This is a genomic window from Bacillus sp. B28 (assembly GCF_029536185.1).
Classification (GTDB): Bacteria; Bacillota; Bacilli; order Bacillales; family Bacillaceae; genus Bacillus; species Bacillus halotolerans.
In genome coordinates, this window is sequence record NZ_CP120511.1 from 508,914 (window position 1) to 522,194 (window position 13,281).

General features: G+C 45.2%; 13 protein-coding genes and 1 pseudogene. 10 read left to right on the forward strand and 4 right to left on the reverse strand.

All coding sequences use genetic code 11. From position 1 onward, the window contains the following. Positions 1–26: 26 nt before the first annotated feature. Entirely contained in the window at positions 27–1,169 is a 1,143-nt protein-coding gene (locus tag P3L57_RS02600; RefSeq protein ID WP_059291913.1) for an acyl-CoA dehydrogenase family protein, read from the forward strand. Positions 1,170–1,197: 28 nt separating this feature from the next. Here the strand turns inward: P3L57_RS02600 and fbpB are convergent, their stop codons facing one another. Beyond that, entirely contained in the window at positions 1,198–1,344 is a 147-nt protein-coding gene (gene fbpB / locus P3L57_RS02605; protein WP_010333101.1) for a Fur-regulated basic protein FbpB, read from the reverse strand. Next, positions 1,331–1,496: pseudogene (locus tag P3L57_RS02610) on the reverse strand (Fur-regulated basic protein FbpA). The gene fbpB and the pseudogene P3L57_RS02610 overlap by 14 nt, the downstream one beginning before the upstream one ends. Before the next feature lie 249 nt (positions 1,497–1,745). Here P3L57_RS02610 and P3L57_RS02615 point away from each other — a divergent pair. Next, the gene (locus P3L57_RS02615; protein ID WP_069487527.1) at positions 1,746–2,618 is read left to right on the forward strand and encodes a cation diffusion facilitator family transporter; all 873 of its coding nucleotides are present in this window, start codon (positions 1,746–1,748) and stop codon (positions 2,616–2,618) included. A 14-nt stretch (positions 2,619–2,632) separates the two neighbouring features. Here P3L57_RS02615 and P3L57_RS02620 read toward each other — a convergent pair whose 3' ends face one another. Next, entirely contained in the window at positions 2,633–2,953 is a 321-nt protein-coding gene (locus P3L57_RS02620; RefSeq protein ID WP_010333104.1) for a thioredoxin family protein, read from the reverse strand. 153 nt (positions 2,954–3,106) lie between these two features. Here P3L57_RS02620 and P3L57_RS02625 point away from each other — a divergent pair, with 153 nt between their 5' ends. The 5 genes from P3L57_RS02625 (at position 3,107) to P3L57_RS02645 (ending at position 9,682) form a co-directional block, all read left to right on the forward strand. Next, a complete protein-coding gene (locus P3L57_RS02625) occupies positions 3,107–4,192 on the forward strand; it encodes a D-alanine--D-alanine ligase (RefSeq protein ID WP_059334530.1) in 1,086 nt (361 codons plus the stop codon). A 74-nt stretch (positions 4,193–4,266) separates the two neighbouring features. Further along, positions 4,267–5,640, forward strand: coding sequence for a UDP-N-acetylmuramoyl-tripeptide--D-alanyl-D-alanine ligase (locus tag P3L57_RS02630; protein ID WP_044161744.1), 1,374 nt, complete (start codon positions 4,267–4,269; stop codon positions 5,638–5,640). 423 nt (positions 5,641–6,063) lie between these two features. Next, positions 6,064–7,548 (forward strand): degradosome RNA helicase CshA, encoded by a 1,485-nt coding sequence (gene cshA / locus P3L57_RS02635; protein WP_024120291.1) that lies wholly within the window; start codon positions 6,064–6,066, stop codon positions 7,546–7,548. A gap of 183 nt (positions 7,549–7,731) precedes the next feature. Then, positions 7,732–8,211 carry a PH domain-containing protein gene (locus tag P3L57_RS02640; RefSeq protein WP_069487528.1) on the forward strand — a complete coding sequence of 160 codons (480 nt, stop codon included), beginning with the start codon at positions 7,732–7,734 and terminating at the stop codon, positions 8,209–8,211. Then, complete coding sequence (locus P3L57_RS02645) at positions 8,201–9,682, forward strand: PH domain-containing protein (protein ID WP_069487529.1); 1,482 nt, start codon at positions 8,201–8,203, stop codon at positions 9,680–9,682. The genes P3L57_RS02640 and P3L57_RS02645 overlap by 11 nt, the downstream gene beginning before the upstream one ends. On the opposite strand, the gene P3L57_RS02650 is transcribed toward P3L57_RS02645, so the two are convergent. Next, positions 9,679–10,278 carry a rhomboid family intramembrane serine protease gene (locus P3L57_RS02650; RefSeq protein ID WP_024120294.1) on the reverse strand — a complete coding sequence of 200 codons (600 nt, stop codon included), beginning with the start codon at positions 10,276–10,278 and terminating at the stop codon, positions 9,679–9,681. The two genes, P3L57_RS02645 and P3L57_RS02650, sit on opposite strands and share 4 nt — an antisense overlap. Before the next feature lie 94 nt (positions 10,279–10,372). Here P3L57_RS02650 and acpS point away from each other — a divergent pair, with 94 nt between their 5' ends. The 3 genes from acpS to alr all read left to right on the forward strand — a co-directional run bounded on the left by acpS (position 10,373) and on the right by alr (position 13,206). Further along, on the forward strand, positions 10,373–10,738 hold the full coding sequence (gene acpS / locus P3L57_RS02655) for a holo-ACP synthase (protein ID WP_069487530.1): 366 nt from the start codon (positions 10,373–10,375) through the stop codon (positions 10,736–10,738). Positions 10,739–10,903: 165 nt separating this feature from the next. Beyond that, positions 10,904–11,920 carry a LolA family protein gene (locus P3L57_RS02660; protein WP_082687822.1) on the forward strand — a complete coding sequence of 339 codons (1,017 nt, stop codon included), beginning with the start codon at positions 10,904–10,906 and terminating at the stop codon, positions 11,918–11,920. 116 nt (positions 11,921–12,036) lie between these two features. After that, positions 12,037–13,206: an alanine racemase gene (alr, locus tag P3L57_RS02665; protein ID WP_044161733.1), complete on the forward strand. Its 1,170-nt coding sequence runs from the start codon at positions 12,037–12,039 to the stop codon at positions 13,204–13,206. The last annotated feature ends 75 nt before the right edge of the window (positions 13,207–13,281 follow it).

Here is a 13,281-nt window from a genome sequence, read left to right on the forward strand (position 1 = left end):
GAATTGAAAAAATGGGGGGCTGCCGGATGTCATTATTTGTACGGAACGAAAAACAGCGGCAATGGATAGAGAAAATAGGACAGCTAGCGGATGAATTTCAGCAAACAGCCGCTGAGGATGATGAACAGGGACGATTTCCTGCCGAAAAAATACAAAAACTGCGTGATTCGGGATATACTGCGATAACCGTGCCAAAATCCCATGGGGGAGCAGGAATGTCTGTTTACGACATGCTGCTTTTTCAAGAGCGGCTTGCACGGGGAGATGCTCCTGCAGCTCTGAGCATCGGCTGGCATTTAAGCGTGATGGGAGAGCTCGGAGAAGGAAACAGCTGGGATGAAGATGTGTTTGCGTTCATCGCAAAGGAAGTTCAAAACGGCGCCGTGATTAATAGAGCAGCGACAGAAGCGAAAACCGGGAGCCCGACCAGGGGAGGACGCCCCGGGACTGCCGCCGTCAAAAAGGACGGCAAATGGGTGGTGAATGGAAGGAAAACGTTTACGACAATGTCGCAAGCGCTTGATTATTTTTTAGTGACGGCATGGATTGAAGAAAAACAAACTACTGGTGTGGTGTTGGTTCATAAAAATGATCCTGGTGTATCAATTGAAGAAACATGGGATATGATGGCGATGCGGGCTACGGGCAGCCATGATCTTGTATTAAACGAGGTAACGCTCGAGGACAATAAACTGGTGGAGCTGCTTCAAGGGCCGCGGGGAGCTAAGCAAAATGGCTGGCTGCTCCATATTCCGGCCGTATATCTCGGCGTGGCTCAAGCTGCTAGAGACTATGCGGTGCGCTTTGCCTCCGAGTATTCTCCAAATAGTTTGAAGGGGCCGATCAAGGATGTTCCGGCCGTTCAGCAAAGAACAGGCGAAATGGAGCTTGAATTGCTGAATGCCAGACACTTTCTTTTTCATGCGGCTGAATTGTATGACGATCCGGAGCGCCGCCCTTACTTGAAGAGTGAGCTCGGTGCGGCAAAACATATCGTCACAAACGCCGCGCTTTCTGTTGTAGACAAAGCGATGAGAATTGCAGGGGCCAAAAGCCTCGAACGCACCAATCCGCTTCAGCGCTATTACCGGGATGTGCGCGCCGGTCTCCATAACCCGCCGATGGACGATGCGGTCATTCAAAAGCTGGCCGCAGAAGCCTTTCATTAAATAAAAAAGAGCCTTTGCCGGCTCTTTTTTATGTATTGTTTTGTTCCTGAAGATTCTTCTGATGCTTGCGGTCAATTCTGTCGTAAATGACGTTCATCAGCTTTGGATTGCCCATGATCGCCTCTTTGTTTTCCTGGATCAGCTGTTGGTAGGTTTTTATTTTACGCTTTGGCATGCTCTGGCGCCTCCTGACAATGTTTTGTATTCACTTTCCAGCTCCATCAGTGACAATTCATACAAATGACGCTTTGACTTTTTGTATATACCATTCTGTATTAACAGATGAATGAGATGCTTTTTTCTGATTTCTGCAGACTGAGGTGTCATTGTGTCACCAACCTCCAATCAAACGATATTGATAATCATTATCAATTAACCCCAGTATACAATGTCCGCCACAGCCTGTAAAGGTGAAAACAGTCCTATTCTTTCGTAAGTAAGCAAACCTTCAACATATCGACAAAAAGTTTCCCGGGCAATAATTTGCTGTCGAAATTTCCCTCCCCGTTGAGAACCGCTGCTGCTATTTTTCATGTTTTTAACCATACTATGTAATAGAATGGAGGCTGGTATTCAATGGGGAGGACAGATAATCTTAAAAAGGGAGAAAAAGGAGCACTCCTCAATATTTTGGCATATATCATTCTTGCTGCTGTGAAGCTGACAATCGGAATACTGTATCATTCTGAAGCGCTGAGAGCAGACGGGTTAAACAATGGGACAGATATTGTGGCGTCGATCGCGGTGTTGATCGGACTGCGTATTTCCCAAAGGCCGGCTGACAGTGACCACCCATATGGCCATTATCGGGCTGAAACAATTTCGTCCCTTATTGCGTCTTTTATTATGATGGTTGTTGGAATTGAAGTGTTAATTGGCGGAGGAAAAGCGATTGCGGGCGGCACATCAGAAACGCCAAGCCTTATCGCGGCGTGGACGGCTTTAGGCAGCGCAGTGTTCATGTACGGCATCTATTTATATAACAAAAGGCTCGCAGCATCCATTAAAAGCTCTGCACTTATGGCGGCGGCGAAGGACAGCAGGTCAGACGCATTTGTCAGTGCCGGAGCGTTTATCGGTGTTTTTTCGTCCCAGCTGCAGCTGGCCTGGATAGATCCGGTTACGGCTTTTATTATCGGAATCATCATTTGCAAGACAGCCTGGGATATCTTCAAAGACGCTTCGCATTCATTAACGGACGGGTTTCACTTGAAAGATCTTGAACCTTATAAACAGACTGTCGGCCGGATAGAAAATGTGCATCGTCTTAAGGACGTGAAAGCGCGATACTTGGGCAGCACAGTACATATAGAGATGGTCATTACAGTGGATCCGAAGCTGACAGTAGAGGAAGGCCATGGAGTCGCAGATGAGGTAGAAAACAAAATAAAACATGAACACGATGTCACTCATGTTCATGTTCACGTAGAGCCCGACGACATAAAATAGGGCTGCTTATCGAATTAGCTTATATGTTCTGATAAGAATTCAGTCACTTCTTCAGGCGTTTTGGCATTGGCGCTGTGAAGATGGCCTGTTTTTTCTCCATTTTTGAAAATGAGCAGGCTTGGAATACCCATTACCTGATATGTTTCAGCCAGTTCAGGAAGCTCGTCCTTATTCAGTTCGTACCAATCGTTTTGATTGTACGTTTCCAAAATATCGCCGATGAACATATTCATGCGTGTGCAGTCGGGGCACCAATCAGCATAAAACTTTACAATGATTTCTTTATCAGATTGAATCAATTCATTAAATTGTTCTTTTGTTGTGATTTTTTTCATCTGTCACATCTCCTTTTCAATGCCATTTTAATATAAAATAAAAAGGAATTACATACAAATGCATTCAGCTTCAGCATGCCCAAAAATAATTAGATCATTTTCTTGTGAAAGTGATAAGATAGTAAAGATGAATTGTAGTGGGGGGAGTATCCATTGAAAACAAGTCTAGGATTAGTGTACGGCGGTAAGTCAGCCGAACATAATGTTTCGCTTCAGACAGCTCTGGCTGTAACAAAAGCGCTAAATACTGAGAAGTTTGATATACATCCAATTTATATAACTGAAAAAGGCGAATGGATAAGAGGCACACGTTTAACAGAGCCTGTTTCCAACGTAAAAATGCTTCAGCTTGAGCAGGGCGGAACTGCTTTTTCTCCATCTGCTCTCAACCAGGAGATGTTTCCGCAGGAAGTGTCACAGCAAAATGAAGCAATTGATGTCGTCTTCCCGCTCCTGCACGGCCCGAACGGAGAGGACGGAACGATCCAGGGAATGCTTGAACTTTTAAATATTCCTTATGTCGGCAACGGCGTGCTCGCTTCCTCAGCTGGCATGGATAAAGTTGTCATGAAGCATTTGTTTGCGCAAGCCGGCCTTGCACAGGCGAAATACACAGCCTTCCTTAAAAAAGACTGGACTCGTTCTCCGGAAGAAAGCTGCGAGCAAGTAGAACAAGAACTGGGCTACCCTTGCTTCGTGAAGCCGGCCAACCTTGGCTCAAGCGTCGGAATCAGCAAATGCCGAAACCGTGAAGAACTGCAAAAAGCGTTTGAGCTGGCGTTCCAATATGACCGGAAAGTCGTAGTCGAAGAAGGCATCAACGGCCGCGAAATTGAAATCGGCGTTCTCGGAAATGATGATCCTAAATGCTCTGCAGTTGGAGAAATCGCACCTAAGACAGATTTCTACGATTACAAAGCAAAATACGAGGATGGAGACACTGACCTGATTATTCCTGCGACTGTAACAGATGAGGAATACGCGAAAATCAGTGACATGGCGATCAGAGCGTTTAAATCAATTGACGGTTCAGGACTTGTCAGAGCGGACTTTTTCCTGACAGCTGACGGCGAAGTGCTGATCAATGAAGTAAACACGATGCCTGGTTTTACACCGTTCAGCATGTTCCCGCTTCTCTGGAAAGAAGCCGGAGTTGAATACGCTGATCTCATTGAACAGCTTGTAGAGCTGGCTAAAGAACGCCACGCTGAAAAACAATTGATTAAACATACATTCTAAATGAAGACGGACACTGCCGGTAAAAGGGCAGTGTCTTTTCCCGTATATCACCAAAAGAAAGAGAGGGACCTTACTTGATTAAGCGAACCGTAAAGAAAATTGCCGAAATGGTCAAAGGCACACTGACAAACCCGCAATATGAAAATACAGTCATTCATGGAGTTGCTACAGATACAAGAAAGCTGGAAAGCAATCAGCTTTTCATCCCGCTGAAAGGGGAGCATTTTAACGGCCACACTTTTGTGCCGCAGGCTTTTGAAGCTGGCGTGTCTGCCGTTCTGTGGAACCGCTCTGAACCAAATCCGCCCGAGAATCAAGCTGTGATTCTGGTGGAAGATACATTGTCTGCGCTCCAGCAGCTTGCAAAAGCTTATTTACAGGAGCTCGGCACACGTGTCATCGGAGTAACAGGAAGCAACGGCAAAACGACGACCAAAGACATGATTCACACTGTCCTGCAAACGCGGTACCGCGTCCATAAAACAGGAGGAAACTTCAACAACCATATCGGGCTGCCGCTTACAGTGTTAGCGATGCCAGAAGATACAGAAATTGCCGTACTGGAAATGGGAATGAGCGCAAAAGGAGAAATTGACCTCCTGAGCCGCCTGGCAAATCCGGATGCGGCAGTGATAACGAATATCGGCGAATCCCACATGCAGGATCTTGGTTCAAGAGAAGGCATTGCGGAAGCGAAACTGGAAATTATCAACGGCCTGAAAGAAGACGGTGTGCTGATTTATATCGGAGACGAACCGCTCTTGCAAAAAGACTACAGCTGCCAAACAAAAACGTATGGTACTGGGGCGCAAAACGATTATCAGCTGCAGGATGTCAGCCAGAGTGAAGCGGGAACCTATTTTACGATCAAAGGCATAGAAAAAACGTTTTTTATCCCTATTCTGGGCAAACATAATGTGATGAACGCCATGGCGGCAATCGCCGCAGGGGCTTATTTCGGCATCACGCCGGAGGATGCGGCAAAAGGATTAAGCGGCCTGAAGGTCACCGGCATGAGACTTGAATTGATGAAAACAGACAGCGGCATTTCTATTATTAATGACGCTTATAACGCGAGCCCGACATCGATGAAGGCTGCAATCCAACTGACAGAAAGCCTTGAAGGATACGGGAAGAAAATAGTCGTGCTCGGAGACATGCTTGAACTCGGAGATCTTGAAGAAACGTTCCATAAAGAATGCGGCGCTGTGATCAGCCCGGACAAAATTGACCACGTCTTTACGTATGGAAAACTGGGGGCATTTATCGCCGAAGGTGCGATGGAACATTTTAGAGAAGAACGCATCAGCCACTTCAGCGACAAAAAAGATCTCACTCAGGCCCTGAAGAATAAAGCCTCAAAAGGAGATTTGGTTTTATTCAAAGCGTCAAGAGGTATGAAGCTTGAAGAAATCGTTAAAGATTTAATGGAGAGCCCGTTTTCTTAAAAAATCTTGCGAAAAAAAGCAGATTGCAATCATAAAATAAAAATGATGTGCAGACACTAATGTATGCCGGCCCGAAATAATTTATGTATGACCGGCTGTGGCTATGGTACAATAATGACAGGTTTATTTCGCGATACGAAAATATGTGTACGGACCGCCATCCGCTGACCTTAGGTTTTCCGCGGACACAAGGAGCGGGATTGGGCATCGTCCGGCATATTTGGTTAGCAGGTCAGCGAGCGCATTCAAAATGCTGATCTGCTTACCGCGTTATTGAAAAACAAGTAGTGTAATGGTAAGATAAAACTTAAAGTAATTCGGGCTTTGTATACGTAAGGATCCTGTCCTTTTTCCATGGAGGGCAGTTTTTAAGTGGTAAATCACGACATTACTGAAACAGCAATTAGAAGGAGTTTGAATAATTTGACTATAACGTTTCAAGATTTTCAATTAAGTTCTGATCTCATGAAGGCAATTAACCGTATGGGATTTGAAGAAGCAACGCCGATTCAGGCACAAACGATTCCGCTCGGACTTTCAAATAAAGATGTCATTGGACAAGCGCAAACAGGTACAGGTAAAACAGCTGCGTTTGGTATACCCCTTGTTGAGAAAATTAACCCCGAGTCTCCTAATATTCAAGCAATCGTAATCGCACCAACCCGTGAATTAGCCATTCAAGTATCTGAAGAATTATATAAAATCGGACAAGATAAACGTGCGAAAGTTCTTCCTATTTACGGTGGGCAGGATATTGGACGACAAATCCGGGCGTTAAAGAAAAATCCGCATATCATTGTCGGAACACCGGGACGTCTTCTTGACCACATTAACCGCCGCACGATTCGTTTAAACAATGTAAATACAGTTGTAATGGATGAAGCGGATGAAATGCTGAATATGGGGTTCATCGACGACATCGAATCTATTCTTTCAAATGTGCCGAGCGAGCATCAGACGCTTCTGTTCTCAGCTACAATGCCAGCGCCGATCAAACGCATTGCAGAGCGTTTTATGACTGAGCCTGAACACGTAAAAGTAAAAGCAAAAGAAATGACTGTTTCTAACATTCAGCAGTTCTATTTGGAAGTGCAGGAGCGTAAAAAGTTCGACACACTGACTCGTCTTCTTGACATTCAGTCTCCTGAGCTTGCGATTGTATTCGGACGTACAAAACGCCGTGTTGATGAACTGGCAGAAGCCCTGAACCTTCGCGGATATGCAGCTGAAGGAATTCATGGTGATTTAACGCAGGCGAAACGTATGGTTGCGCTTCGCAAATTTAAAGAAGGTGCAATCGAAGTACTTGTTGCAACTGATGTTGCAGCTCGCGGACTCGATATCTCAGGTGTTACACACGTGTACAACTTCGACGTGCCTCAAGATCCTGAAAGCTATGTTCACCGTATCGGAAGAACAGGCCGCGCAGGTAAAACAGGTATGGCGATGACGTTTATCACACCGCGTGAGAAAAGCATGCTTCGCGCAATTGAACAAACAACGAAACGCAAAATGGACCGCATGAAAGAGCCGACACTTGATGAAGCGTTAGAAGGCCAGCAGCAGGTTACAGTTGATCGTCTTCGTACGACAATCAGCGAAAACAACTTGAACTTCTACATGACAGCGGCAGCCGAGCTGCTTGAAGATCATGATGCAGTGACAGTGGTTGCAGCGGCTATCAAAATGGCTACAAAAGAGCCGGATAGCACACCAGTTCGCTTAACAGACGAAGCGCCGATGATCGGCAAACGCTACAAAAACCAACGCACTTCTAAACGCAGAGACGGACAAGGCGGCGGTTACCGCGGCGGTAAAGGGAAAAGCAGCAACCGTTCTTCCTATGATAAAAAGCGTTCAAACGATCGCCGTTCTTCAGGTGACAGACGCCAGAAAAAATCATACTAATTCTGTAAAGAATTTAAGAGCCTAAAACATGAGTTGTTTTGGGCTTTTTTTATGTTCAAAAATTCATGGCCATTAAGCAAACTTTCAGCTGACGGCACCGTTTTTTCTATGTATGCTTAAAGATGAAACTTTTTCTGCATAAGCGCGTATAAGTAACGATGAGAAAAACGGGAGGTAGGTATTTTGAGAAAGCAGCCCAAAAACCAAATCAGTCCAGACGGATTAAAGGTTTGGCGACTTCAAGAGATAATCATATCCGCTGTCTGCTTGCTTATTGTCATAGCAGTTGCAGTGTTAAGTTATTTTTTCCATTGGCCGTACTGGATTAGCGGCGTGCTCGGCGCAGTTTGGCTGCTGGGTTCGGTTGTGACGATTTATCTGATTCCAAAGATCCGGCACAAAGTGTGGCGTTATGAAGTTCATGAAAACGAAATAGATATTCAATCAGGTATCTTTGTTGTGACACGCGTGATCGTGCCGATGGTCAGGGTTCAGCACGTAGACACCTCGCAAGGGCCGTTATTAAGAAAATACAATCTGGCAACAGTGAAAATCTCCACGGCAGCAACTGTGCATTCAATTCCTGCTTTAGAGATGGAGGAAGCGGATCAGCTGAGAGACTCCATTTCGCGCCTGGCAAGGGTGACTGACGATGATGTCTGAACCGAAACGCCTTCACCCGGCGGCAGTCATTTTGAATTTATCCCATACCATTATTCAAACGATAAAAAATATTATTCTGCCATTCTTTTTTGTGTATATCGTCAACTCTAATCACACTGTCCGTTTTTATGGAGCCATCGCGCTCGGCGTTTTGTTCATCTGGCTCGTGGCAGCAAGCATCATCAAATGGAGAAAGTTTTCCTATCGAATCGAAGATGATGAATTCAGAATCGAGGAAGGCTTGTTTGTGACGAAAAAGAGGTATATATCGATTGACCGGATTCAAACGATGAATACGAGTGCGGATGTGATCCAGCAAATTTTCAAGCTTGTCAAACTGCAAATTGAAACGGCTGGCGGCGGCAAAGAGGCGGAAGCGGTATTGTCGGCTATTTCAGTTGAAGAAGCTGAGAGAATCAAAGAAGCCGTATTTAAGAAAAAAGCAGAAAGAAATCCAATCGATACCGATGAAGGCCTGTCAGGAGATAAAGAGGCGCTCCCGGATGCAGGGCCGCAGGTGAAATACAGCATGAATGCAAAAGAATTACTTATGGCCGCCTCAACTTCCGGAGGAATCGGCGTGATTATTTCTGCTGTATTTGCGCTCATTTCTCAGCTGGATGAGGTGCTGCCGATGGATTGGCTCTTCAAAAAATTCTCCTTTCTGCAGCACGCCAACATAGGCATATACGCCGTGCTTATATTTATTGGTTTGTTTATCACCTGGATTCTCAGCATAGCCGGCATGATGTTTAAATATGCTAACTTTCAAATCGTTAAAAAAGAGCAGGAATTGGTGATTTCAAGGGGTATTATTGAAAAACACCAAGTCACCATACCGCTTCGCAAAATACAAGCCATCAAAATAAAAGAAAACATCATCCGCCAGCTTTTCGGTTTTGCGACGGTGTCAATCGTCAGCGCGGGCGGAGGAGGAGACCCGGAAAAAGCAGAGGGCGCTTCGACCATTCTGTTTCCGATGATTCACAAAAAAAAGCTTCCCGGCATGCTGCGTACTTTTACGCCGGAATACACGCTGGAAGAAAATCGCCGCCATCTGCCGCGGCGCGCATTGAAGCGGTACTTATTCCGCTCAACCATTTTCTCCATCTTTTTCATCATTCCGCTGTGTATTTTCTTTCAGCCATGGGGTTATCTCTCGATTGTCCTGCTGCCGATTGAATTGTTTTTCGGGTATCTTGCTTATAAAGATGCGGCCTGGGTAATCAGCGGAGACCGTCTCCAGCTGACATCGAGATTTATCGGCAGAACGACTGCAATTGTGTTGAGAAAGCGAATGCAAGTATGCAAAGCGAGCCAATCTTATTTTCAAAAGAAGGGGAAGCTGTATACCATTTCCACCTCCGTAAAATCGTCAAGCCATATGGAAGAATTAACGGTGAGAGATGTGGGAGAAGAGGATGCAGATATCATTTTAAACTGGTACTCATATGAAAAAGCGGACGGTTAATACCGCCGCTCTTTTTTTTGCACACATAAAAAAGACAGGAGAAACCCGCCGCAAAGTCCAAACAGGTGGGCCATCATGTTAATATTGGAGTTGATAAACGACATGAGAACGGCAAAGGCAAGCAATGTGATAATCATTTTGGAGTTGTCCTGCCCGATCAGCTCTTTACGATAAAGAACCATAAACAGATAAACGCCGAACAGCCCGAAGATCGCGCCGGAAGCTCCGACATGCACATAATCAAGCGGTTCTGTAAAATACGTGCCGATGTTTCCGATCATTCCGGAACCTGCATACACAAGAAGGAAACGCGCTTTTCCGAGCATTCGTTCCAGAGCCGGCGCAAATAAAAAGATGGACATGGAATTAAACAGCAGATGGGTAAACCCTGCGTGAAGAAAAATCGGCGTGACCAGCCGCCACCATTCACCGTTAGCGACGCCAAGGTTATAGCCTGTGACAGCGTCTCTCCACAACACGACTGAAGGAACAGGAAGTGAAAAGAACAGCCAGAGAACGGCCTGAGCAGCCAATATAAAGGTGACAACGGGATAAAGCCTGATAAAGGTTTGAAAGTTTTCAGTCCGTATAAACATGCCGAGCCCCATTTCATCATTTTGGTATTTCTATAGTAACACGTTTATGAGACAAACCATTCAAATAGTACAAGCGCAAAGGAGGGTGTAAAACATGATTTACGGTATAGGATTAGACATCGTGGAGCTTAAGCGGATCGCTGCAATGGCCGACCGCCAGAAACGATTTGCCGAGCGTATTTTAACAGGCGGCGAACTTGCTCAGTATCATGAGCTTTCTGAGAAAAGAAAAATTGAATTTCTCGCAGGAAGATTTGCGGCAAAAGAAGCTTTTTCGAAAGCATTCGGCACAGGAATAGGCAAGAATTTAAGTTTTCAAGACATTGAAGTGACAAAAGATTCGAATGGCAAGCCTTTTATTGTTTGCGTAAAGCTGAGCCAAGCCGCTGTTCATGTGTCAATCACTCATACGAAGGAATATGCGGCTGCACAGGTTGTCATTGAAACGTTGTCAAGCTAGTCTGCATATTAGGGACACCCCTCTCATATATTTGATAATGCATTAAGGGAGACGAGTTGTTTGAGGCTTTTATGGTACGCCTCTGTTCTGTTTAACCGTGTACCGAGCGTACCGTTAAAGTCAAACAAGCGATTTCTTCCTTTTACATCAATTGAGAAAAAGGGGTTGAAAAAGGTGAGAAAAAGCTTTGTTTTGCTTTTAACGGGACTGCTGGCTGTCCTTATTCTTTCTGCCTGCGGACAAAAATCACAGGAAGATGTCGTTACCGGGCTGGACGAGAAGGCGAAAGAATATACCTCGTACAAAGCAAAAGCAAAAATGACCATTGAGACAGGGAGTGACCCGCAAGTATACAATGTGGAAATCTGGCACAAAAAACCGTCTCTGTACCGGGTCTATCTGGAAAATCCGAAAAAGGACCAAAACCAAGTCATTTTACGAAATGAAAACGGAGTATTTGTTCTCACACCGTCTTTAAATAAGAGCTTCAGGTTTCAAAGCGACTGGCCAAACAACAGCAGCCAAGTCTATTTGTTTGAATCGCTTGTAAAGGATATTCAAAACGATTCGGATGCAGTCTTCACTTCAAAAGAATCAGAATACGTATTTGAAACAAAAACGAACTATCAGCATAACAAAATGCTTCCGACACAAGAAATCACATTTAACAAGAAGGACATGAGCCCGCTATCTGTCAAAGTCATGGATACCGACCGAAAAGTGATGGTGAAAGTAGAGTTCAGCAGCTTCCAATTCAATAAGCAATTCGACAAAGAGTCCTTTGATGAAAAGAAAAATATGACCCTTTCTCAAATGGATGTCGCCACTAGCGCGAAACCTTCCGACTCTTTTGCCGTCAAAACGCCGCTTGAACTGCCGCTAGGCGTAAAACTGCTTGAGGAAAAAGATATTTCAACGGAAGATGGCAAGCGTGTCATCATGACTTACGGCGGAGAAAAATCGTTCACCTTAATTCAGGAAAAAGCCCAGGTTGCAAAAGCGTCCTCCTCAGTCACGCTGAATGCGGAACCGGTTAATCTTGGCTACACAATCGGCGCTTTGTCAGATGCTTCGCTAACATGGACTTACGAAGGTGTGGATTATCTTCTTTCATCAAAAGATCTTTCACAAGAGGAGATGGTGACAGTCGCCAAAAGCATGAAGGGACAATCATCCAAATAATCTCCTAAAGGCCGAATCAAATTTGGCCTTTTTTTCGTCAGGCAGAATTTCACTTTGCCCTATAATTTTAGTATGATATGTAAATGATATTGAATAAACGCTAGGAAGTGTCATAAATGAGCACAAAACCTTTTTACAGAGACACGTGGGCGGAAATTGACCTGTCCGCGATTAAAGAAAATGTCAGTAATATGAAAAAACACATCGGTGAACATGTCCACCTGATGGCGGTTGTGAAAGCAAATGCCTACGGACATGGGGATGCAGAAGTAGCGAAGGCGGCTCTTGAGTCAGGTGCTTCATGCTTAGCCGTGGCGATCTTGGATGAAGCGATTTCTCTTCGCCAGCGGGGCCTGAAAGCGCCTATATTGGTGCTCGGCGCGGTTCCTCCGGAGTATGTGAAAATCGCGGCGGAATACGACGTGACGTTAACGGGTTATTCTGTTGAATGGCTTCAGGAAGCCGCGCGCCACCTCAAGAAAGCTTCCCTTCATTTTCATCTGAAAGTTGATACGGGAATGAACAGGCTCGGTGTGAAAACAGAAGAAGAGATTCATCACGTGATGAAAATTCTGGAGCGCAACCCAGGCTTAAAATGCAAAGGGGTCTTCACTCATTTTGCGACTGCTGATGAAAAACAAAGAGACTACTTTCTGATGCAGTTTGAACGCTTTAAAGAATTGATTGCTCCTCTGCCTTTAAAGAAACTGATGGTTCACTGCGCCAACAGCGCCGCCGGCCTGCGTCTGAAAAAAGGCTTTTTTAACGCGGTCAGATTTGGCATCGGCATGTACGGCCTGCGTCCGTCAGCGGAAATTACCGATGAAATCCCGTTTAAACTGCGTCCCGCATTCACCCTGCATTCGACCCTGTCGCATGTCAAAAAGGTACATAAAGGGGAAAGTGTCAGCTACGGGGCGGAATACACAGCGGAAAAAGACACATGGATCGGAACGGTGCCCGTTGGCTATGCGGACGGCTGGCTCCGCCAATTGAAGGGAACAGAGATACTCGTGAAAGGAAAACGGCTGAAAATCGCCGGCCGAATCTGCATGGACCAATTTATGGTGGAGCTGGATCAGGAATATCCGCCGGGCTCAAAAGTCACATTGATCGGCTGCCAGGGGGATGAATATATTTCCATGGATGAGGTCGCAGGCAGGCTCGAAACCATTAACTACGAGGTGGCTTGTACAATAAGTTCCCGCGTTCCCCGTATGTTTTTGGAAAATGGGAGTATAATGGAAGTAAGAAACCCTTTATTGCAGGGGAATGCAAGCGAATAGCTCATATCACGATAGAATTTTTAAAACAGCTTTGCTTGAAGAGTGAATAATGGTATCATTATCACTGGATGGATA